At 68.2% G+C, this 20,059-nt stretch carries 24 protein-coding genes; 15 read left to right on the top strand and 9 right to left on the bottom strand.

The window, feature by feature from the left end:
• Positions 1 to 24 precede the first annotated feature (24 nt).
• From ACIA75_RS30335 to ACIA75_RS30320, 4 genes are all read left to right on the top strand, one after another.
• Entirely contained in the window at positions 25 to 1,311 is a 1,287-nt protein-coding gene (locus ACIA75_RS30335) for a PQQ-binding-like beta-propeller repeat protein (RefSeq protein ID WP_397110053.1), read from the top strand.
• 37 nt (positions 1,312 to 1,348) lie between these two features.
• Complete coding sequence (locus ACIA75_RS30330; protein ID WP_397110051.1) at positions 1,349 to 1,855, top strand: nitroreductase/quinone reductase family protein; 507 nt, start codon at positions 1,349 to 1,351, stop codon at positions 1,853 to 1,855.
• A gap of 58 nt (positions 1,856 to 1,913) precedes the next feature.
• A complete protein-coding gene (locus tag ACIA75_RS30325; protein WP_397110048.1) occupies positions 1,914 to 2,516 on the top strand; it encodes an acid phosphatase in 603 nt (200 codons plus the stop codon).
• A gap of 61 nt (positions 2,517 to 2,577) precedes the next feature.
• Complete coding sequence (locus ACIA75_RS30320) at positions 2,578 to 3,084, top strand: GNAT family N-acetyltransferase (RefSeq protein ID WP_397110046.1); 507 nt, start codon at positions 2,578 to 2,580, stop codon at positions 3,082 to 3,084.
• 24 nt (positions 3,085 to 3,108) lie between these two features.
• Here the strand turns inward: ACIA75_RS30320 and ACIA75_RS30315 are convergent, their stop codons facing one another.
• Complete coding sequence (locus ACIA75_RS30315) at positions 3,109 to 3,525, bottom strand: hypothetical protein (RefSeq protein WP_397110043.1); 417 nt, start codon at positions 3,523 to 3,525, stop codon at positions 3,109 to 3,111.
• 112 nt (positions 3,526 to 3,637) lie between these two features.
• On the opposite strand from ACIA75_RS30315, the gene ACIA75_RS30310 reads away from it, so the two are divergent.
• Together ACIA75_RS30310 and ACIA75_RS30305 are read left to right on the top strand one after the other, a co-directional pair.
• Positions 3,638 to 4,585, top strand: coding sequence for a diacylglycerol/lipid kinase family protein (locus tag ACIA75_RS30310; RefSeq protein WP_397110041.1), 948 nt, complete (start codon positions 3,638 to 3,640; stop codon positions 4,583 to 4,585).
• Positions 4,586 to 4,835: 250 nt separating this feature from the next.
• A complete protein-coding gene (locus tag ACIA75_RS30305) occupies positions 4,836 to 5,090 on the top strand; it encodes a WhiB family transcriptional regulator (RefSeq protein WP_357240534.1) in 255 nt (84 codons plus the stop codon).
• Positions 5,091 to 5,312: 222 nt separating this feature from the next.
• On the opposite strand, the gene ACIA75_RS30300 is transcribed toward ACIA75_RS30305, so the two are convergent.
• Entirely contained in the window at positions 5,313 to 6,827 is a 1,515-nt protein-coding gene (locus ACIA75_RS30300) for a sensor histidine kinase (RefSeq protein WP_397110038.1), read from the bottom strand.
• Positions 6,828 to 6,996: 169 nt separating this feature from the next.
• Positions 6,997 to 7,692, bottom strand: coding sequence for a TetR/AcrR family transcriptional regulator (locus ACIA75_RS30295; protein ID WP_397110035.1), 696 nt, complete (start codon positions 7,690 to 7,692; stop codon positions 6,997 to 6,999).
• A gap of 111 nt (positions 7,693 to 7,803) precedes the next feature.
• Here ACIA75_RS30295 and ACIA75_RS30290 point away from each other — a divergent pair, with 111 nt between their 5' ends.
• On the top strand, positions 7,804 to 8,829 hold the full coding sequence (locus ACIA75_RS30290; protein ID WP_397110033.1) for a hypothetical protein: 1,026 nt from the start codon (positions 7,804 to 7,806) through the stop codon (positions 8,827 to 8,829).
• Positions 8,830 to 8,888: 59 nt separating this feature from the next.
• Here the strand turns inward: ACIA75_RS30290 and ACIA75_RS30285 are convergent, their stop codons facing one another.
• Positions 8,889 to 9,104 (bottom strand): biotin/lipoyl-binding carrier protein, encoded by a 216-nt coding sequence (locus tag ACIA75_RS30285; protein WP_397110031.1) that lies wholly within the window; start codon positions 9,102 to 9,104, stop codon positions 8,889 to 8,891.
• A 146-nt stretch (positions 9,105 to 9,250) separates the two neighbouring features.
• Here ACIA75_RS30285 and ACIA75_RS30280 point away from each other — a divergent pair, with 146 nt between their 5' ends.
• Positions 9,251 to 9,325, top strand: a complete 75-nt coding sequence (locus tag ACIA75_RS30280; RefSeq protein WP_022597109.1) for a 50S ribosomal protein bL37 — start codon at positions 9,251 to 9,253, stop codon at positions 9,323 to 9,325.
• 100 nt (positions 9,326 to 9,425) lie between these two features.
• Here ACIA75_RS30280 and rsrA read toward each other — a convergent pair whose 3' ends face one another.
• Positions 9,426 to 9,680, bottom strand: coding sequence for a mycothiol system anti-sigma-R factor (gene rsrA / locus ACIA75_RS30275; RefSeq protein WP_397110350.1), 255 nt, complete (start codon positions 9,678 to 9,680; stop codon positions 9,426 to 9,428).
• A 20-nt stretch (positions 9,681 to 9,700) separates the two neighbouring features.
• Positions 9,701 to 10,387 carry a sigma-70 family RNA polymerase sigma factor gene (locus ACIA75_RS30270; RefSeq protein WP_397110029.1) on the bottom strand — a complete coding sequence of 229 codons (687 nt, stop codon included), beginning with the start codon at positions 10,385 to 10,387 and terminating at the stop codon, positions 9,701 to 9,703.
• 275 nt (positions 10,388 to 10,662) lie between these two features.
• Here ACIA75_RS30270 and ACIA75_RS30265 point away from each other — a divergent pair, with 275 nt between their 5' ends.
• Positions 10,663 to 11,154 (top strand): aminoacyl-tRNA deacylase, encoded by a 492-nt coding sequence (locus tag ACIA75_RS30265; RefSeq protein ID WP_397110027.1) that lies wholly within the window; start codon positions 10,663 to 10,665, stop codon positions 11,152 to 11,154.
• Between the two features lie 229 nt (positions 11,155 to 11,383).
• Complete coding sequence (locus tag ACIA75_RS30260; protein ID WP_397110024.1) at positions 11,384 to 11,698, top strand: hypothetical protein; 315 nt, start codon at positions 11,384 to 11,386, stop codon at positions 11,696 to 11,698.
• 50 nt (positions 11,699 to 11,748) lie between these two features.
• Here the strand turns inward: ACIA75_RS30260 and ACIA75_RS30255 are convergent, their stop codons facing one another.
• Complete coding sequence (locus ACIA75_RS30255; RefSeq protein ID WP_397110022.1) at positions 11,749 to 12,615, bottom strand: SOS response-associated peptidase; 867 nt, start codon at positions 12,613 to 12,615, stop codon at positions 11,749 to 11,751.
• Positions 12,616 to 12,799: 184 nt separating this feature from the next.
• Here ACIA75_RS30255 and ACIA75_RS30250 point away from each other — a divergent pair, with 184 nt between their 5' ends.
• From ACIA75_RS30250 to rsgA, 3 genes are all read left to right on the top strand, one after another.
• A complete protein-coding gene (locus tag ACIA75_RS30250) occupies positions 12,800 to 14,305 on the top strand; it encodes an aldehyde dehydrogenase family protein (RefSeq protein ID WP_397110020.1) in 1,506 nt (501 codons plus the stop codon).
• A 79-nt stretch (positions 14,306 to 14,384) separates the two neighbouring features.
• Positions 14,385 to 15,695 (top strand): 3-phosphoshikimate 1-carboxyvinyltransferase, encoded by a 1,311-nt coding sequence (gene aroA, locus ACIA75_RS30245; protein WP_397110348.1) that lies wholly within the window; start codon positions 14,385 to 14,387, stop codon positions 15,693 to 15,695.
• The gene (gene rsgA, locus ACIA75_RS30240) at positions 15,644 to 16,693 is read left to right on the top strand and encodes a ribosome small subunit-dependent GTPase A (RefSeq protein ID WP_397110018.1); all 1,050 of its coding nucleotides are present in this window, start codon (positions 15,644 to 15,646) and stop codon (positions 16,691 to 16,693) included. Before aroA ends, rsgA begins: the two co-directional genes overlap by 52 nt.
• Positions 16,694 to 16,757: 64 nt before the next feature.
• Here the strand turns inward: rsgA and ACIA75_RS30235 are convergent, their stop codons facing one another.
• Positions 16,758 to 17,102 carry a TfoX/Sxy family protein gene (locus ACIA75_RS30235; protein ID WP_397110016.1) on the bottom strand — a complete coding sequence of 115 codons (345 nt, stop codon included), beginning with the start codon at positions 17,100 to 17,102 and terminating at the stop codon, positions 16,758 to 16,760.
• Positions 17,103 to 17,178: 76 nt separating this feature from the next.
• Here ACIA75_RS30235 and ACIA75_RS30230 point away from each other — a divergent pair, with 76 nt between their 5' ends.
• Both ACIA75_RS30230 and ACIA75_RS30225 read left to right on the top strand, forming a co-directional pair.
• Positions 17,179 to 18,153, top strand: a complete 975-nt coding sequence (locus ACIA75_RS30230; RefSeq protein ID WP_397110014.1) for a hypothetical protein — start codon at positions 17,179 to 17,181, stop codon at positions 18,151 to 18,153.
• A 2-nt stretch (positions 18,154 to 18,155) separates the two neighbouring features.
• Positions 18,156 to 18,512: a GntR family transcriptional regulator gene (locus tag ACIA75_RS30225; protein ID WP_397110012.1), complete on the top strand. Its 357-nt coding sequence runs from the start codon at positions 18,156 to 18,158 to the stop codon at positions 18,510 to 18,512.
• A 204-nt stretch (positions 18,513 to 18,716) separates the two neighbouring features.
• On the opposite strand, the gene ACIA75_RS30220 is transcribed toward ACIA75_RS30225, so the two are convergent.
• Complete coding sequence (locus ACIA75_RS30220) at positions 18,717 to 20,054, bottom strand: LLM class flavin-dependent oxidoreductase (protein WP_397110010.1); 1,338 nt, start codon at positions 20,052 to 20,054, stop codon at positions 18,717 to 18,719.
• Positions 20,055 to 20,059 lie beyond the last annotated feature (5 nt).

Below are 20,059 nucleotides of genomic sequence, written 5' to 3'. Positions count from 1 at the left end.
GCAGCACCTATTAAGCTCGCGTACGTGCTCGCACCCGAGCGGCGAACGCGCGCCGATGTCATCACCGCTGCCGCGATCGCCCTCGTCGTGGTGATCGGGGTGGTCGTGGCATGGGTGAGCAGCGATGTCGCCGGTACCGAGTCGGTGGTCGCCGACCGGCCCGCTCGCTCGCCCGCGGCCGCCCGTGAACTCCCGGGCGAACTGCGGGAATTGTGGCGCTCACCCGATTCCGCCACGGCGCGTGCGCTCACCGCCGAGGGTGTGGCCGTCACCGGCGAGGGCGGCACGGTGACCGGGCACGATCCGCGGACCGGTGCAGAAGTGTGGCGATACACCCGCGATCTGCCGCTGTGCGGTGTCGAGGCGCAGTTCGGGATGGTGATCGCGGTCTACCGGAGTGATCGCGGCTGCAGCGAGACCAGCATGCTCTCCGCTGCCGACGGCCGCCGCCGGACCGCCCGCAGCAGCTATATGGACGATCAGGTCCGGTTGTCCGTGGACGGCACCTATGTGGTGGCGCAGGGGCCGGAGCGGCTGGAGGTCTGGCGCTCGGATCTCGTCCGCACCCTGGAATACGGATATGTGGATGCCAAGGAGAACTGGAAAACCCAGCCGCGCCAGGGCTGCGATCTGCGTTCGGCGGCGTCCAGCTCGTCGCGCCTGGTGGTGCTCGAACGGTGCCCGGACGATCCCGCGAATCGGCTCACCGTCCTGGCTCCCGCACCGAAGGACGACAATGTGCCGGAGGAGTACGGCTCACGGATCCTGGAGGGCCCGGGGGCGGATTCGCCGGATGCGCGCGTTATCGCGGTCTCCGACAACCGGATCGCGGTCTATCAGCCCGGCGAAACCGGACCCGAGCCCGCCGCGCCGCGCCTGACGATATTCGATGCCAAGGGCACCCCGATCGTGGTGCAGGAGCTCTCGGCTCCGCTCGCCGAGAACAGCACTGCCGTACGGATCGGTTCGGCCTTCCTGGTGTTCACCGGGAACAGTGTCATCGCCTTGCAGGCCGGTACTTTCGAGCCGTTGTGGACAGCGGGCGATGCGCTCGGTGCGCCGGCGCTGATGGCCGACCGGCTGCTGATCCCCGTTCCCGGGGCGATAGCGGCCCTCGACCCGGCCGACGGCACCGAGGTGGCCCGGATACCGGTGGACCGGCCGGGTTACGGGGGCGGCCCGATATCGCTGGCGGTACTCGGCAACACGGTGCTGGAACATCGCGACGGCGAACTGGTCGCGCTGGCCGATCCCGACGCCACCGACACGGGTGAGTCCGACGCGAACAGACCGGCAAAACCACTGCGGTGAAACGTTTTTGTCGGTGCCCGCGGGCACACTGGCCCGTATGACAGAAGCAGCCCCGCCCACCGAATCGGCCCCTGCGGCCGGATACACCCGCTACGACGATCCCGACGCGCCGTGGAACCGGTTCACCGAGCAGGATCCGGCCGTCTGGAACACCGAGGTGATCCGCGAATTCCGGGCCAACGGCGGACGGGTCGGCGGCGACTACGCCGGGGCCACGCTACTGCTGCTCACCACCACGGGCGCGAAAACCGGTAAACGGCATGTGGTTCCGCTGGGTGCGCTGTATCGCGACGAAACTCTGTACGTCAGTTCGCTGGTCGACAGCGGTGATCCCGCCTGGTATCACAACGTGCAGGCGGATCCCGCGGTGATCGTGGAACTCGGCGATCACGTGTACCACGCCACGGCGCGTGCCCTCACCGGCGCCGCCTACGACGAGTTCGCCGCCTGGGTACTCGAGAACAATCCGTTGCTCGCCGGCTTCCAAGCCACCACGGAACGCCCCATCCCCTTGGTCGTACTCACCCTGGCGACCTCGCACTGAGCGGGCGGCCACCGCCCCACCTCAGCCGTTCGGTCCGGGCCCCGGCATCATGGTGCGTATGCCCGGTCCGGAGGAGGACGCCCGTGTGGTGCTGTTGCGCCACGGCGAGACCAGCTGGTCGGTTCAGCACAAACACACCGGCCGCACCGATCTACCGCTCACCGCGGCCGGTGAACGCCAGGCCACTGCGGCCGGGCACGTCCTGGCCGGACTGCGGCTACGGGATCCGCTGATCCTGGTCAGCCCCCGTGCCCGCGCCCGGCGTACCGCCGAACTGGCCGGGCTCCCCGGCGCGCAGGTCGAACCGGACCTCGCCGAATGGGATTACGGCGAGTACGAAGGCCGCACGACCCCGGAAATCCGGGCCCACGACCCCGGATGGACCATCTGGTCCGGGACCGTACCCGGCGGTGAATCCGCCGACGCGATCCGCGCCCGGGCGGACCGTGTCCTTGGCACCGCGCGAAACGCACTGGACACCCGCGATGTGGTCCTCGTCGGCCACGGGCACTTCTCCCGCGCCCTGATCGCCCGCTGGCTCGGCTTCGAGGTCCGGGAGGGCCGCCGTTTCGCGCTGGCGACGGCCGGTGTCAGCGTCCTGGGCTATGAGCACAGCGAACCCACCCTGTGGGCGCACAACCTGCGCCCGCCCACCGAATGACGGCGCCGCAAACACCATCCTGCCCCGGCACCCCACCGAGAAACCGATCGAGGAGCTTCCCGTGCCCGTGACATCCGCCCCGGTTGTTCGCCGCGCCCGACCCGACGATGTGCCCGCGCTGGTGGACCTGGTCTACGACCTGGCGGAATACGAGAAAGCGCGGCACGAGTGCACACTCACCGCCGACCAGCTCCTGGCCGCCCTGTTCGGCCCGGATCCCGCACTCTTCGCCCATGTCGCGCTACTGGGCGACAAGGTCGCGGGGTGCGCCATCTGGTTCCTGAATTTCTCCACCTGGGACGGCGTGCACGGCATCTACCTGGAGGATCTGTACGTGACTCCGGAGGCGCGTGGCACCGGACTCGGACAGGCGCTGCTGGCCGCGCTGGCGCAGGAAGCCCACACCCGCGGTTACAGCCGGGTCAGCTGGTCGGTACTGACCTGGAACACACCCTCGATCGGCTTCTACGAATCCCTCGGCGCCCAGGTTCAGGACGACTGGGTGGGTTACCGGCTCACCGGGCCGGCCCTGGCCACACTTGCGGCCGCCGCTACCCCGGAGGTATGAGCGAACGGTCCGTACCCGGCCGTGTCATTCCTCGCTGGTGGTCCCGTACTCCTGGGCTGCCCAGCGCGAGGTCGCCGGCGCGAACAGCAGGCCCAGTGCGCCGAGCGCCACCACCCCGAGCACGGTCCCGAACACCGGCTGATCCGAGCCGAACAGCAACGACCACACCACCGGCAACAGCAACAGCTGCGTGATCGTCGCGATAGCCCGCCCCCAGCGCTGCCCGAGCAGCAGTCCGACCCCGGACGCGAGTACCGCGCCACCGAGGATGCCGAACCACATAGCCGTGCCGTAGCCGCTGATCGCGTCTTCCTCGTGTCCCAGCAGGGCCCGCACCACCAGGACAACCGCCACAGTGACAGCGACCGCGCCTTCCAGCGCCACCAACCCGCCCGCCCCCCGGACGGACCCCGGCACACCAACGTCTTTTCGCTCGACCACCCCGCCAGCTTAGGTTGTACTTTTCGGGCCGCCCGCACGCGCGGGCTCCGCACCGCATCGCCCGAGGGGGCCGAAACCGCGCGCGCACCGGCGCGCCGAATACGCTGCAGGGGTGCGGACGTTGTTGATCGTCAATCCGAATGCGACCTCTACCACAGCTGCGACCCGCGATCTGCTCGCGCACGCACTGGAGAGCCGGACCCAGTTGACGGTTGCGCATACCCAGCATCGCGGCCATGCCGCCGAACTGGCGCAGTGGGCCGCGACCAACGAAATGGATCTCATCGTGGTCCACGGTGGCGACGGGACGGTCAACGAGACGATCAACGGTTTCGTGCCACTACCGCAGGTCGACGACGGGCAGGCGTGGCGGCCCCGGCTCGGCATCATTCCCGGTGGTTCGGCGAATGTCTTCGCGCGTTCGCTCGATATCAGGCCCGACCCCGTCGCGGCGACGAACCAATTGATCGACCTGCTCAAGGCCGGTGACGGGGATCGCCGGATCGGGCTGGGTATCACCGATGACCGGTGGTTCTGTTTCAGCGCCGGTGTCGGGCTCGATGCGGACGTCTGCGCCGCGATCGACGCCGCTCGTGCCAAGGGCCGGGCGGCGACGCCGGCCCGCTATGTGCGTACGACTGTGGCGCAGTTCTTCCGCGCCAAACGCGCGCAGCCGGAAATCACCGTTCATGTGCCCGGCCGCGAACCCGTTTCCGGTGTTCATTACGCATTCGTCACCAATACGAGTCCATGGACTTACCTGAACACCACACCGGTACGTACCAATCCGGGAACCACGTTCGAATCCGGTCTCGGTGTGTTCGCCGTGCGAACCATGGCATTACTGCCTACACTGCGCCTGGCGACGCAACTGTTGTCGCCGCACTCCGAGCCGAAGTCGCGGAAGCTGTTTCGTGACGACGACGTTCCGTCGGTGCGCATCACCAGTGCCGAGCCTATCGGCCTGCAAATCGACGGTGACTTCATCGGCAGGCGTGACGTGGTGGATTTCACCGCTGTGCCGGACGTCCTCGATGTGGTCGCTCCGCGACCGGTATAAGTGGCGCATCCGGGAAATACATCCCGTTTGTGCTGCGGAAACCGGCGTAGGCGAGTAAAAAGGACTGCGGCAGGTCTCCTCGTGGGGCCTTCAGTGCGTGAGCTTCCCCACGGTGCATCGGATACCTATTGACATCTACGGTGTTCGTGAAAGCATTCACAAGCAACCGTGCGGAAACATTCAGTTCGCACAAGTGAACGATCCAGCAACCGATCGGCGCCCTGCGGCGCCCTACAAAGGAGCAGAAGGAATGGACTGGCGCCATAAGGCCATCTGTCGCGATGAGGACCCTGAACTGTTTTTCCCGGTGGGCAACAGTGGTCCTGCGCTCGCGCAGATTGCCGATGCCAAGCTGGTCTGCGCCCGCTGCCCCGTTACCGCCGACTGCCTGTCCTGGGCCTTGGGCTCCGGACAAGATGCCGGTGTATGGGGCGGTATGAGCGAAGACGAGCGGCGCGCGCTCAAGCGCCGCAATGCGCGCACCCGCACTCGTACGGCTGTCTGAGAACGCGGGGAAGCGACTACCGGACCCTTTCCAGCCCGGGCCCGGGGAGTCGCTGAATGCCCGGCACCAGTAAATCTGGTGCCGGGCCGAATTCTTTTCGGGGTGCTCAGCGTGGGTCGTCCGGTAATTTGCCGGAATGTCGCCCGAAAAATATCTGCGGTGTTTCCGACCACAGCGGATCGTGGGTATGCATAATTGAAACCGGCGAGTTTCCGTCAGGTATCACCGCGCCGAACGGCGCCCCAGCGGCACCCGCAGTACCGCATCGGTTCCGATATCGGTACCGGGATGCAACCCGATCGAACCACCCAATTCCGCGGTCACCAGAGTGCGCACGATCTGCAGCCCGAGACTGTCCGACGTCTCCAGGCTGAATCCCGCAGGCAGACCGCGACCGTCGTCGCTGATGATCACATCCAGCCAGCGGGCCGAACGCTCCGAGCGAATGGTGACGGTCCCGTTCTGGCCACCGTCGAAGGCGTGCTCGATGGCATTCTGCACCAATTCGGTCAGCACCATCACCAGCGGTGTGGCCCGCTCCGCGGAGAAAACACCGAGCGACCCCGCCCGCCGCACGGTGATGCGGGCGGTGTGCACGGTCGCCACATCGGCCATGATCGGCAGCAGCCGGTCGACGACCTCGTCCAGGTCGACCTCTTCGTCGACCGACATGGACAGCATCTCGTGCACGGACGCGATCGACGTCACCCGGCGCACCGATTCGGTGAGTGCGACCCGCGCCTCCTCGTTCTCGGTGCGTCGCGCCTGCAATCGCAGCAGCGCCGCGACCGTCTGCAGATTGTTCTTCACCCGGTGGTGGATCTCCCGGATGGTGGCGTCCTTGCTGAGCAGCGCCCGGTCCCGCCGCTTGACCTCGGTGACATCACGGACCAGGACCGCCGCCCCCGCCAGTTCGCCGTGCGGGCGCAAGACCAGCGTGCGCAACAGCACCGTCGCCCCGCGCGCCTCCACCTCCATCCGCCGCCCGGTGCGCCCGGCCAGCGCGGCCTGGATATCCCCCACCACCTCCTGCGCGTCGAAGGGATCGGTGATCAGTGACCGTGTCGTGGTGGCCAGATCCTGGCCCGCCAGATCGGCCTGCAACCCCATCCGGTGATACGCGGACAGCGCGTTCGGACTCGCGTACGTGACGGTGCCTTCCGTATCCAGCCGGATGAACCCGTCACCGGCGCGGGGACTGGAATGAGTGGCGGCACGGTCTTCGGTGGTCGGGAAGGTCCCGTCGGCGATCATCTGGCACAGATCGTCGGCGCAGGCCACATAGGCGATCTCCAGGCCGCTGCGCACCCGCGACCGCTGCCGGTCGGTATCCCGGCTGAGCACCGCGATCACATCGTCCCCGCAGCGCACCGGAATCGCCTCGCGAATGGCCTGCACGGGGTACGGGTGGTAGACGCCGGCCGCCTCGCCCTCGCTGTCGGTGCGCACGATCTCACCACTGGTCAGCGCGTCGATCACCTGCGAATGGTCCGCGTGCCGGGCCACGGTCCCGACCAGATCCTCGAGATGGACAGTCGGCGCGGTGGTCGGCCGGCATTGCGCGACGCACACGATATCGGCACCGGCGCCGATCGGTCCCGCCCCGACCCACAGCAGCAGATCCGCGAACGAAAGGTCGGCGAGCAGTTGCCAATCGCCGACCACCCGCTGCAGGTGATCCACCGCCACCCCGGGCAGATCGGTGTGTTCGGCCAGCAGATCACTCAGTGTGGACATGATGTGTATTTTGGTGCCGCCTGCGGCGTCGCGCGTTTCGGCCCCCCTTGGTCCACCTCCGCTGGGTACGTTCGGTCGGGCTCGGGTCGCGGTTGTTCCAGGACGTCGCTGAGTGCGGCGCGTCGGTCCGGGTTCACCTTTGGCGTGCACCGTCGATCGCCGCAGGGCATCAGCCGGCGGAGGCCGCCGCGTGGCCGGCTTCCTGGTGAGACTCCCCCCGATGGAGCGGGGGGTGGGTTCGCTCGGCGGCGTCGAAGGCGGGTTTCAAGGGGGTCAGGGCGGCTCGGAGGAGGTCGGGGAACGAACCGGACGGGATGACCAGGCCTGCCTCGGCCAGGTTTCCGGTCGCCGGCTGTAGCCACAGTTCGAGTCCGACGCGAACGGCAGCGGCCGCGCTCGCCGCCAGCACACGGGCCGTGGGGCTGCCGGTGTCGCCGAGGCGATCGGCGATCGCCTCGGCGAGTGGTTGCTCGATCGCGACCGCGGTGCCGAGAAATGCCCGGCGCAGTGCGGGGTGGGTGGTGAGCAGCAGCAGGCTGTCGCGACTGTGTTCGCCCGGGTCTGTGTACTGCGCGACGATGGCCTCGACGACAGCGTCGGCAAGACGGACGCCCGGGGGGTGTGCCGCGACGGCAGCGCCGACCCGGGTCTCCCGCTCGGCGGTGACAGCGGCGACGATCGCCTGTTCGCGGCTGGAGAAGTAATTGTTGTAGGTCCTCGGCGAGACACCCGCCGCCTCGGCGATGTCCTCCACACGTACACTTTCCGGCCCGTGTTCGAGCGCCAGCCGCAGGGCGGCGGCCCGCAGCGCCTCGCGTGTTGCCTGTTTCTTCCGTTCGCGCAGCCCCGCCCGTTCCGTTGTCACGCCGGCAGCATTCCACAGTTGCTGCGCTCACGCAATATTGCGTGCACGCATGTTTCTCGCTTACGGTTCGTGAGAACGATGTGAAACCACTCGACCGAACGGATCATGCGAATGCGCGGCAAGGGAATGACATACGACACCGGCTTCATCCGGAGAGGCAGAATCTCCCGGGCGGACTTCGACCCCGCGGTTGTCGCACGCGAACTCGCCATCATCCGGGACGACCTGCACTGCAACGCCGTCCATATCGTCGGTGGCGACCCCGCCCGGCTCGAAGTCGCCGCCCGCTGCGCCGCCGAACTCGGACTGGAGGTCTGGTTCTCGCCCTACCCGCTGGAGCTGACCGGTGACGAGATCCTGACACTGTTCGCCGATTGTGCGCAGCGGGCGGAGCGGCTGCGGCAGACCGGCGCCGAGGTGGTGTTCGTCGCCGGGGTCGAACTGACCATCATGAACCGGGGCTTCGTCCCCGGCGACAATGTCGACGAGCGGCTCGATCTGCTGCTGAGCGACCCCGAACGCCGCGCCGAACGGTTGACCGAGGCGAGCGCCCGCCTCGACGAATTCTTCGGCAGCGCACTCCCCCTGATCCGCGAACGATTCCTCGGCCAGATCACCTACGCCTGTATACCGTTCGAGCGTATCGACTGGACGCCCTTCGATTTCCTGTCGATCGAACTCATCCGGTCGGCCGAGGTGGCCGGCCAGTTCCGTGAAGGGGTACGCAGCCTCGTCACGCAGGGGAAACCGGTCGCCGCCACCGGCTTCGGCACGGCCACCTGGCGTGGCGCCGGCGATGTGGCGCCGCGCAGTATGGAGATCGTCGAATACGACGAACACGGCGACCCGATCCGGCTGAACGGCGAGTACACCCGCGACGAAGCCGGTCAGGCCACCTACCTGCGCGAACTCCTGGAGATCTTCGATTCGGAAGGCGTCGACAGCACCTTCGTGTTCCTCTTCGCTCTGTACAACTACCCGCATCGCCCCGCCGGCGACCCGCGCGAGGATCTGGACCTGGCAGGTCTCGGCATCGTCAAGGTCCTCGCGGACGGCCGGGGGCACACCTATCCGGATATGACCTGGGAACCCAAGGCGGCGTTCACCGCCGTGGCGGAGTACTACCGCGGCAGGTAGTGACCGATCACCCGGACATGCCCGGCCGCACCGAAATCGCGGCCGCCGTCACTCCGCGATCAATCGATGACCGCGATGAGGTCGCCCTGCTGGAGGACCTGGCCGGGCTGGACCGCGATGGAGGCGACCTCGCCGCCTACCTCGGCGATCACCGGGATCTCCATCTTCATCGACTCCAGGAGTACCAGCGTCTGATCGGTCGCGACCTGATCGCCGACCGCGACCTCGACGGTGAGCACCGTGGAGACCATTTCCGCTCGTACTTCTTCCGCCATGACACCCTCGTTCGGTAGGTTGGTTCCGGTACGGGCCCACTGCCCGCTGTACCGCCGTCGGTACAGCCAACCACACGTGGGACAATGGCCGGGATCAGTATCTACTCCCCGCATTCGCGGGAAATGTCCCCAGGAGGGAGCTACCCATGGGTAAGCGTGGCCGCAAGAAGCGCAGCCGTAAGGGCAACGCCGCCAATCACGGCAAGCGTCCCAACGCCTGAGCCATCAGGCACAGGATACGAAGACGCCGAACGCCCGCACTCGGAAACGAGTGCGGGCGTTCGTTCGTGCGGAGCCCGTGGGCCGGCCCCGCGCCGGGAGTCACTCCTCGGAGCTGACCTTCGCCGAGCGGCTGCGGATCTCCACCATCAGGCGTTCACGCAGCGAATCGGGGGCCTTGTCGCCGCCGCATTTGCGGCTGAGCATGCTCTTGATCTTTTCTTCGATGCCGTAGGCCTCGATGCAGGGGGAGCAGTGGTCCATATGGTGCTGGAGGCGTTCGCGGGTGCTGTCGTCGCATTCACCGTCGAGCATCAGCCAGACATCGGCCAGTACCGCCGTGCAGTCGACCTCCATATCGGGGTCATGCTCGGTGCTCACTGCTTGACCTCCTGGCGCACCGCGGCGGCGGTATCGGCGTTCCCGGACTCGGCTGCGGTGCGGTTGAACCCACGTTCCCGCGCCACATCGGCTAGTAGACCCTTCAGCTGTTTCCGGCCGCGATGCAGCCGGGACATCACCGTACCGATAGGTGTGCCCATGATGTCGGCGATTTCCTTGTACGGGAAACCTTCGACATCGGCGTAGTACACCGCCATCCGGAATTCCTCGGGCAGTTGCACCAGGGCGGCCTTGATGTCGTCGTCCGGGAGTGCGTCCAGGGCCTCGACCTCTGCCGAGCGCAACCCGGTCGAGCTGTGTTCGGCGGTGGCGGCGAGCTGCCAGTCGGTGATCTCGTCGGTCGGGTACTGCGCGGGTTGCCGCTGTTTCTTGCGGTACGAGTTGATGTAGGTGTTGGTGAGGATCCGGTACAGCCAGGCGCGCAGGTTGGTGCCTTCTTTGAAGGATTTGAAGCCCGCATACGCCTTGACGTAGGTCTCCTGCACCAGGTCCTCGGCGTCGGCGGGGTTACGCGTCATCCGCAGTGCGGCGCCGTAGAGCTGGTCCAGCATGGGTAGTGCGTCCCGCTCGAACCTCCGGTCCAGTTCGGCACCGGTCTCCGGCCGGTCGGCAGGCCGCTCGTCGGCGCCGGTTCCGGTCGCCACGTCGTCCTCGCTCGTCACACGTGTCCCTTCGATTGGTTCACCAGCCAAATCTACCGGGAGTGTGAAGTCGGAGAAGAACCGCGTGCGCGCCGGGGCCGGATCGAGTGGCATCGGGCGTGGTTCGGCAAGAACGGGCACCGTCGCTCCTTCGCTCTACTGGGGGTCCGCATCGGTGGCCGCTACCGGCCGGCCCGATGATCTGTCTCTGCCGCGTACAACCCGCACCGGCCGCGAAGTGTTCCCCGACCATGGCAAAGCCGATCCGCCCCGGGCCGCCGGTAAGCTTCTCGGCCATGGCAGCAGGCGCCACACCGGCGATCCGGGCACTGGTCGCGGACGGGGCCGGGCATACCGTGCACAGCTACGATCACGACCCGCGTAGCGACTCCTACGGCAGCGAGGCGGTCGACGTACTGGCCGCACGGCTCGGGGTGGGGCCGCGGCAGGTCTTCAAGACGCTGATACTCGAACTGTCCACCGGGTCGCTCGCGGTCGCGGTTCTGCCGGTTCCCGACACGTTGTCGCTGAAAGCGGCGGCTGCGGCCCTGGGTGTCCCGAAGGCGAGCATGGCCGACCGGGCGAAGGCCGAGCGCGGGACCGGATATGTGCTCGGCGGTATCTCCCCGCTGGGGCAGCGCCGCCGGCATCCGACGGTTATCGATATCTCCGCGCTGGGGTGGGAAACCGTGCTGTGCAGCGCGGGCCGCCGCGGCCTGGAGATCGAACTGGCGCCGGGCGACCTGGTCCGGCTGGCCGGTGCCGTCACCGCCGCGGTCACGGCCTGATCGAGGTAGCGGAGACATACGGCCGCGGCATGGATCGGCGGCAGCGGGCGGGCTCCGCGCCGGAGTACCGGGGCCGAGCTGGGCGGCGCCCGGGTGACCCGGAGCCGCGCCGACCCCACCGGACCCACGACTCCCCCGCGCGCCGGGCGGGAATTGACCAGGTCACGGGTTCAGGTATGCGTTACTGGGAGCGACCGACCGATCGACCGACCCGAGGATGTGATGCGATATGTCCCCGCGCAAACCGCTGCGCACTGTGTTCTTCGCTGTATCCGCGGCCGCGGCGCTGACCGTCGCGCCTGCCCTGCTGACGAGTCCGCTCGCAACACCGGCGGCACTCGCCGCTCCGGGTCAGTATCCGCTGACGGGTGAGGGCGAGGACGAGGGCGGCACCGCCGAGCGAACACCGGAGAACGGCCCTGCCGAACGTGCGGAAAAAGCCGGCGGCGGCATTCTCTCCGAAACCATCGACCTCAGCGCCGATCTGCTCAAATGTGGTCTGAGCATCGCCACAGAGGCGGTGAGCTGCCCGCTCGGCAGCTGATTTCGGCGGCGGTGCGGGGTCGTATCGTGCGGCCCGCACCGCGGCCGGTTTCACAGCAGCGTTGCCTGTTCCGCGGTGCCGTCGGCCGGGGCCAGCAGTTCCGGGCCGTTGTTCTTCACACTGTTCACCAGGGTGGACACCGGACGCGCGGTGATCCGGTCGACCAGCTCCGCGCTCGGCGCGTCGAGCAGTTCGGCGGGAGCCGGGTGGTCGGGGTCCAGCCAGGCTTCCCAGTGTTCCTGCGGCATGGGCAGGGGCATCCGGTCGTGGATCCGGGTGAGGTCCCCGATCGCATCGGTGGTGAGGATGGTGCAGGAGAGCAGGGGCTCGGGGTTCTCCAGCGAGCGGTCACGCCATACCGACCACAGGCCCGCCATATAGAGCTGTGCGCCGTCGGCCCGCGACATGAAGTACGGGTGCTTGATCACCTTCGGCTTCTTACCCCGCCCCGGTCCTGCCGGATCGGGTTCGACCAGCCATTCGTACCAGCCGTCCATGGGGACCAGGCAGCGGCGGTATTTCACCGCGTCCCGGAACGACGGCAGGCTCGCGGCCTTATCGGCCCGGGCGTTGAACAACGGTTTTCCCTTGACCGGTATCCCCGGTTCGGCGGCTTTCGTCCAGTGCGGGATGAGCCCCCAGCGCATCCGCCGAATACGCCGGCGCGGAGTGTCGTCCGGATGCTCGTGCGCGTGCCGCTCGACCACGGTGAGAATCTGCGTTGTCGGGGCGACGTTGTAGTTCGCCTGCTGCCGCCGGTCCGGCTCGCCGGAACCGGATTCGGCCGCGGCCGATTCGCTCGCCGTGGCGCTCCCCTCGCGGATACCCGAACCGGGGCCGGGTTCGGTTTCGTCGAGGGCGTCCAACTCGGCGGCGAGGCGCCCCGGGTTCGTCGTCGTCGCATATCGTCCGCACATATTTCGATCGTCGCACCGGATGCCGACAGATCGCGACAATTCCGGCCGGGAGGACGACAATAGGTGCTAGTACTGGGTGACGTGTTGAGAGTTATGTCCTAACATTCTCTCAACGGGGACGAGGTGGTCACAGGCTGCCCGTTCGCGCGCGCAGCTACCGCCCTACTTCCGCAGAGGAGACCCTGTGACAACCACAGAAAATGCCACCGAGAAAGCGTCGGTGCTCACCTCGGTCGATCCGGCCACCGGCGCGACGCTGGCCACGTATCCGATCGCCGACGACGCAGCGGTCGCCGACGCCGTCGCCAAGGCTCGCGCCGCAGCTCCCGTCTGGGAGGATCTCGGCTTCGACGGCCGGAAAAAAGCCCTGCTGCGCTGGTCCAGCAGGCTCGTCGCCAAATCCGACGAATTCTGCGAACTCATCCACGCCGAGAACGGCAAACCGCTCGACGACGCCTTCCTCGAGCTGATGCTGGCGCTGGAACATATCGCCTGGGCGGCCAAACACGCCAAGAAGACATTGGCCCCGAAGAAAATCCCCTCGGGTGCGACGATGGCAAATTTCTCCGCCCGGATCGAATACCGGCCGTTGGGCGTGATCGGTGTGATCGGGCCGTGGAATTACCCGGTGTACACGCCGAACGGTTCCATCGCCTATGCCCTCGCGGCCGGTAACACCGTCGTGTTCAAGCCGTCCGAGTTCTCCACCGGTATCGGCAATTTCGTCGCCGAGGCGTTCTCCGAGGCCAACCCGGAGCTGCCCGAGGGCGTCTTCCTGACCATCAACGGCTTCGGTGCCACCGGCGCCGCCCTGGTGAAATCCGGTGTGGACAAGGTCGCGTTCACCGGCTCGGCCGCCACCGGTCGCAAGATCATGGCCTCCGCCGCCGAGAACCTGACCCCGGTGCTGCTGGAATGCGGCGGAAAAGACCCGGTCATCGTGGCCGACGATGCCGATGTGAAGGCCGCCGCCGACGCCGTCGCCTGGGGCGCCACCTCCAACAGCGGCCAGACCTGCGCCGGTGTCGAGCGGGTCTACGTGGACAAGTCGGTACGCGAAGAGTTCCTCTCCGAGCTGACCCGCATCCTGAAGGACGTGAAACCCGGGTCGGAGGCCGGCGCGAGCTACGGGCCGATGACCATGCCGAGCCAGATCGATATCGTCAAGCGGCATATCGAAGCGGCCATTGCCAGCGGCGGCAAAGCACTCCTGGGTGGCCCGGAATCGGTCAAGGGGCCCTACATCGAGCCGGTCGTGCTGGTCGATGTCGACGAGGACTCCGCCGCCGTCAAGGAGGAGACCTTCGGCCCGACCGTCACCGTGACCACGGTGGACAGTATCGACGAGGCGATCGACCTGGCCAACAACACCACCTTCGGACTGGCCTCGGCCGTGTACTCGAAGAACCGCGGCCTCGAGATCGCCCGGCGCCTGAAGGTCGGCGCGACCTCGGTGAACTCGGTACTCGGCTTCGCCGCCATCCCCGGTCTGCCGTTCGGCGGCAGCGCCGATTCCGGGATCGGGCGGATCCACGGCGAACCGGGCCTGCGGGAATTCGCGCGACCGCATTCGATCGCGGTGCAGCGCTTCGCCATCCCGGGTATGGCGCTCATGAGTTACCGCCGCACCCAGGCGAATATGAAGATGCTGCGCAAGATGGTGCCGCTGCTGCACGGTCGCAACAAGTGATCGCCGGCCACAGATGAACAGGCGGCCGGTGGTGCTCGGCGACACACTCGGGAGCACCACCGGCACGCATGTCACTCCGATGCGCCAAGATGGTCGAGTGAGTTTCTGGCCAGCGCCCCATGTCGACGCCCCTGTGCGGGCGACCGTCACCCTGCCCGGATCGAAATCGATCACGAACAGAGCGCTGGTCCTGGCCGCGCTCGCCGACGGTCCCTCGACCATCACCGGGGCACTGCGCAGTCGCGACACCGGTCTGATGATCGCCGCCCTGCGTGCCCTGGGTACGCAGATCATCGGCGACGCCGACACCCTCGCCGTCACTCCCGGCCCGCTCCGCGCCGGGTCGGTCGACTGCGGGCTCGCGGGCACGGTCATGCGATTCGTCCCGCCGGTGGCGACCCTCGCGGCGGGCGACAGTTCGTTCGACGGTGATATCGCCGCCCGCGTCCGCCCATTGCACACCATCCTCGACGCCCTGCGCGGCCTCGGCGCCACGATCGACGGTGACGCGCTGCCGTTCACCGTGCGCGGGACCGGATCGCTGCGTGGCGGCACCGTCACCATCGACGCCTCCGGCTCGTCCCAGTTCATTTCCGGTCTGCTGCTGTCCGCTGCGCGTTTCGACGAGGGCGTGGTGGTACGCCATTCCGGGAGCGCACTGCCCTCGATGCCGCATATCGAGATGACGGTGGAAATGCTGCGCCGCGCCGATGTCGCAGTGGAGTCTCCCGCCGATCCCCGGGCCGACCAGGTGTGGACCGTCGCGCCCGGTGCGATCCGCGCGGTCGACTGGACCGTGGAACCCGACCTGTCCAACGCCACCCCGTTCCTGGCGGCGGCGGCGGTCACCGGCGGCACGGTGAGCATCCCGCACTGGCCGCGCCTGACGACCCAGGCCGGTGACGTCATCCGGGAGATCCTGGTGCGGATGGGCGCCGAAGCCGGTTTCGCCGACGGCGCCCTCACCGTGACCGGCCCGGACCGGCTGGCCGGTATCGATATCGATCTGCACGATGTCGGCGAGCTGACGCCCACCGTCGCGGCACTGGCCGCACTCGCGGATTCGGAGTCACGGTTGCGCGGTATCGCCCATCTGCGCGGCCACGAGACCGATCGGCTCGCCGCCCTCTCCACCGAGATCAACCGGCTCGGCGGGCAGGTTTCGGAGACCGAGGATGGGCTGGCGATCACCCCGGCACCGCTGAGCGGTGGCCGCTGGCATTCCTACGCCGATCACCGGATGGCTACGGCCGGAGCGATTCTCGGCCTCGCCGTACCGGGAGTGGAGATCGAGGATATCGGCACCACCGCAAAAACCCTGCCCGATTTCGTCGCCCTGTGGGAGTCCATGCTCGACCCGGAAGCGGCCGCACCGGGAGCGGCTCGCTGAGCCGCCGCGGCCGCACCACCGCCTCGTACGACGAATCCGATGTGCGGGTGCGTCCGGGGCGGAGTTCGCGACCGCGCACCAAAACCCGCCCGCAGCACCGGGATGCGGAGTCGGCGATGGTCGTCTCGGTGGACCGCGGCCGCTGGGGTTGCGTACTCGACGGCGATCCGGCGCGGCCGCTGGTCGCGATGCGGGCCCGGGAACTGGGGCGCACGCCGATCGTGGTGGGCGACCAGGTGGATATCGTCGGTGATCTCTCCGGCCGGCCCGACACTCTTGCGCGCATAGTCCGGGTCGCCGAGCGCAGCACCGTCCTGCGCCGCACCGCCGACGACACCGACCCGTTCGAAAGGGTGGTCGTCGGGAATGCCGAACAGTTGTTCATCGTGGTGGCGCTGGCCGATCCGCCACCACGGACCGGTTTCGTGGAGCGGGCGATGGTCGCCGCCTACGCCGGTGGCCTGGCGCCGGTGCTGTGCCTGACCAAGCATGATCTGGCCGGTGATTCGGAGTTCGCCGCCGCCTTCCACGATCTCGACCTGACCATCGTCTACGCCGGCATCGACGACCCCCTCGATACGACGCTGGAACTGCTGGCCGGCCGGCTGACCTGCTTTCTCGGTCATTCGGGTGTCGGGAAATCCACCCTGGTGAACCGGCTGGTGCCCGATGCCGCGCGGGCTGTCGGCGAAGTGTCCGGGGTCGGCAAGGGCAAGCACACGTCCACCCAGTCGGTCGCACTGGCGCTACCGGGTGGGGGCTGGGTCATCGATACGCCCGGCGTGCGTTCCTTCGGCCTCGCCCACATCACTCCCGACGATGTGATCGCCGCGTTCACCGATCTCGCGGAGGCCATCGAGGATTGTCCGCGCGGGTGCACCCATCTGGGTCCCCCGGCCGATCCGGAATGCGCCCTCGACAATCTGGTGGACAGGTCTCAGCGGGTCGCCGCGATCCGGCGCCTGCTGGTAGCGCTGAATTCCAACGACCAATGGTGAGCCGGCCGGTGCCGGTTCGGTCGTGACAGCGATCCCCCGGCGAGCGAGGCGGAGTATTCGCGTCTCAGCGTTTCGGCGGCTTGGGCGGTAGCGACCGGGCGAACAGCATTCCGCGATCCACCCATTCCGTCAGCGCGGGATCGTCCGCGACCGCGCCGGCGTTCACCCGCAGCCAGCCGTCCAGTTCCCGGCCCTGCATCACCATCGGCGCGACAGAGATATCGTCGACCAGCGCGGCTGCCGCCGCGGGTGCCATCCGGATCATCAACCCGCCCTCGCGCATCACCACGACCCCCATATGCCCGCCGAACAAGAAGGCGAGCCCACCGAACATCTTCCGTTCCGAACTGTCGGGCGCGCCGCCCACCACGTCCCGAACCCGCTCCGCCAGTTCTTCGTCGTATGCCATGAGGTCAGTGTGGGGTACCGGCCGACAGATCGCACTGACTCCTTTGTTATGATTCAAACATAACAAAGGAGTCGTCGTGACCAGACCCAACCCGATCCGGCTCGGCTTGCTGGCCGGGCTTCCGCCCGTCCTGTGTGCCGTACCCAACCTCGTTCTGCTGGCGACAGCGGCCGACAATCTTCCCGACCCGCTGGCCACCCACTTCTCCGCCGGCGGCGCCGACGGCTTCACCGGGCGAGTCGCCACCATAGGTATCTCCGCCGGGCTGGCCATCGGTCTCGGCGCGCTGTTCGCCGCGATCCTGGTGGCGAACAACCGGAAGGACGCACCGGCGCGCCGGCCGGACACCACATTCGACCCCAACCGCCTGCTGGTCGCGAGCTCCTGGGGAGTCGGCGGGCTGATCGGGGCGCTCCTGTTCGCGGCCACCCGCGCCAACCTCTTCCTGACGAACGCCGACCAAGCCGAACTGCCCGGCTGGACGTTTCCGGTGGCGGCGGTGATCGCTCTGCTGTTCGGTGCGGCGGGCTGGCTCATCGCCCCGGCGAGCCCGGTAGCCGAGGTCGCACCCCCGGCCGCCGAACCGCTCACGATCGGACATACCGAACGGGTGAACTGGTCGCGGCGGGCCACCTCACCCTGGATGCTGCTGACCGGCTTGGTGTCCCTGGTGATCGGTGTCGCGGTCGGGGTGGTCGTGCACCCGCTCGTCGGCTCGATCGCCGTACTCGCGGGAGTCCTGGCGACCCAGCTCGCGGTGGTACGCGTAGTCGTGGACCGGCGCGGACTCACGGTCGGGAGCGGGCTGCTCGGCTGGCCGCGGTGGCAGCTGGCGCCCGCGGAGATCACCGAGGTCACCGCGACCGATATCTCGCCCGCCCACTACGGCGGCTACGGGATCCGGCTGGTTCCCGGCGCCACCGCCGTGGTGCTGCGGGGCGGGCCGGGCATCGTGGTGACCCGTCGTTCGGGCCGGCAATTCGCGGTATCGGTGGATGATGCCGCAACCGGGGCCGGCGTGCTCGCGGGCGTCGTGCAGAAGTCGGCCTGACCGTGTTGATCCGGGTCGACCCGGCGCGGTCCGAACCGCTGGCCGATCAGATCGCGGCCTGCGTACGCCGGGCCATCGCCGACGGAGAGGCCCCCGCGGGCCTGCGCCTGCCCGGGGCCCGCGACCTGGCAGCCTCGCTGGACGTCAGTATCCATACGGTGCTCGCCGGGTACCAGCGGTTACGCGACGAAGGCCTGATCGAACTGCGCCGCGGCCGGGGGGCCACGGTCCGCGCCGGCGCCCCGGACGGCCGGGCCGTGGTGGTCGACCTCGCCACGCAACTCGTGGCCGCGGCCCGCCATATCGGCTTGGACGACGACGAGATGCTCGCCGTAGTCCGCGCGGCCGCCGCCCGCTGACCCGCGCGTCCCCGGCCCCACAACAGGCCGGTTCGAGAGGCCGATACCCGCCATGGTTTCACCGCACCGGTCGATCCGGATCCGGCCGGATCTGCGAGCCGCGCGGTCGGCACGCGACCGGGTCGCCCAGCACCTGCGGGCCACCGGTACCGGCCCGAATACCGCCGAACCCGACAGGGGACGGGCAGCCGGCCACCATCTCCGTTACGCGCCGACTCCGGCCACGGTCCGGGCGAATCGGCTGGTACGCGCGCCGAGTCCGTAGTGTCCGCGCACAGTGGTCTCGGTGTAGTCGGTGCGGAACAGTCCGCGCACCTGCAGGATCGGCACCACCAGGTCGACGAAGTCGGTCAGCCCGCCGGGCAGGTACGGCGGCATCACGTTGAAGCCGTCGGCGGCACCGGCTTCGAACCAGCGCTGCAGGTCGTCGGCGATCTGCTCGGGTGTTCCGGCCACGGTGCGGTGACCGCGGCCCCCGCCGAGTTCGGCGATCAGATCGCCGATGGTCAGTGATTCCCGTGCCGCCAGGTCCTTGACCAGCTGGTAGCGGCTCTTGTTGCCCTGGATCTGTTCGAGCGGCGGCAAGGGCGGCAGCGGTGCGTCCAGCGGGTACCCGGTGAGATCCACCCCGACCATCTGGGAGAGCTGGCGCAGCGCGTACTCCGGCGAGATCAGGTCGGTGAACTCCCGTTCCAGTCGCCGCCCGGAGGCTTCGGACTCGGCGATGAACGGCACGATACCCGGCAGGATCTTCACATCGTCGGGATTGCGCCCGGCGGCGACGGCACGGGCCTTCACATCGCGGTAGAAATCTTGCCCCTCCGGTATCGAACGCTGCGCCGTGAAGATGGCTTCGGCCCAGCGGCCGGCGAAATCCTTACCGCTCTCCGACGACCCCGCCTGCACGAGCAGCGGGCGGCCCTGTTCGGAGGCGGGCACATTGAGCGGGCCGCGTACGGCGAACCGCTCCCCCACGTAGTCGATCGTGTGCACCTTGTCCGGGTCGGCGAAAATTCCGGCGGCGCTGTCGAGTACGACGGCGTCGGATTCCCACGAATCCCACAGGGCCGTGGCCACTTCGACGAACTCCTCCGCCCGGCGGTAGCGTCCGGCATGATCGGGGACGGTGTCGTAACCGAAATTGGCGGCTTCGTCGGCGCCCACCGAGGTGACGATGTTCCAGCCCGCCCGGCCACCGCTGATCCGGTCGAGCGAGGCGAGGGACCGGGCCAGGTTGTACGGCTCGTTGTAGCCGGTGGAGGCTGTCGCGATCAGACCGATCCGTTCGGTGGCCACCGCCATCGCGGACAGCAGGGTGATCGGTTCGAAGATCGTCTGCGTATTGCGTTCGATCCGGGAGCCCACCGACAGGAGGTCGGCGAAGAACACCGAATCGAGCTTGCCGCGTTCGGCGATCCGGGCGAGCTCCTGGAAATACCCGGCCCGCAGCAGATTGCGTGCGTCGGTGCGCGGATGCCGCCAGGCCGCCTCGTGGTGGCCGACGCCCATGAGGAACGCGTTGAGATGCAGTTGCGAGGACATCGGTG

Origin of the sequence: Nocardia sp. NPDC051750 (assembly GCF_044453135.1) — a bacterium.
In the GTDB taxonomy this organism is placed as follows: domain Bacteria; phylum Actinomycetota; class Actinomycetes; order Mycobacteriales; family Mycobacteriaceae; genus Nocardia.
This window is presented reverse-complemented; position numbering and strand designations above follow the sequence as displayed.

What these genes read in the sequence shown, in the direction of transcription:
- ACIA75_RS30330 (WP_397110051.1), top strand. Translation starts at nt 1,349, where the DNA reads ATGACAGAAGCAGCCCCGCCCACCGAATCGGCCCCTGCGGCCGGATAC.
- ACIA75_RS30325 (WP_397110048.1), top strand. Translation starts at nt 1,914, where the DNA reads ATGCCCGGTCCGGAGGAGGACGCCCGTGTGGTGCTGTTGCGCCACGGC.
- ACIA75_RS30305 (WP_357240534.1), top strand. Translation starts at nt 4,836, where the DNA reads ATGGACTGGCGCCATAAGGCCATCTGTCGCGATGAGGACCCTGAACTG.
- ACIA75_RS30300 (WP_397110038.1), bottom strand. Translation starts at nt 6,827, where the DNA reads ATGTCCACACTGAGTGATCTGCTGGCCGAACACACCGATCTGCCCGGG.
- ACIA75_RS30290 (WP_397110033.1), top strand. Translation starts at nt 7,804, where the DNA reads ATGCGCGGCAAGGGAATGACATACGACACCGGCTTCATCCGGAGAGGC.
- ACIA75_RS30285 (WP_397110031.1), bottom strand. Translation starts at nt 9,104, where the DNA reads ATGGCGGAAGAAGTACGAGCGGAAATGGTCTCCACGGTGCTCACCGTC.
- rsrA (WP_397110350.1), bottom strand. Translation starts at nt 9,680, where the DNA reads ATGGAGGTCGACTGCACGGCGGTACTGGCCGATGTCTGGCTGATGCTC.
- ACIA75_RS30265 (WP_397110027.1), top strand. Translation starts at nt 10,663, where the DNA reads ATGGCAGCAGGCGCCACACCGGCGATCCGGGCACTGGTCGCGGACGGG.
- ACIA75_RS30260 (WP_397110024.1), top strand. Translation starts at nt 11,384, where the DNA reads ATGTCCCCGCGCAAACCGCTGCGCACTGTGTTCTTCGCTGTATCCGCG.
- ACIA75_RS30255 (WP_397110022.1), bottom strand. Translation starts at nt 12,615, where the DNA reads ATGTGCGGACGATATGCGACGACGACGAACCCGGGGCGCCTCGCCGCC.
- aroA (WP_397110348.1), top strand. Translation starts at nt 14,385, where the DNA reads ATGCGCCAAGATGGTCGAGTGAGTTTCTGGCCAGCGCCCCATGTCGAC.
- ACIA75_RS30235 (WP_397110016.1), bottom strand. Translation starts at nt 17,102, where the DNA reads ATGGCATACGACGAAGAACTGGCGGAGCGGGTTCGGGACGTGGTGGGC.
- ACIA75_RS30220 (WP_397110010.1), bottom strand. Translation starts at nt 20,054, where the DNA reads ATGTCCTCGCAACTGCATCTCAACGCGTTCCTCATGGGCGTCGGCCAC.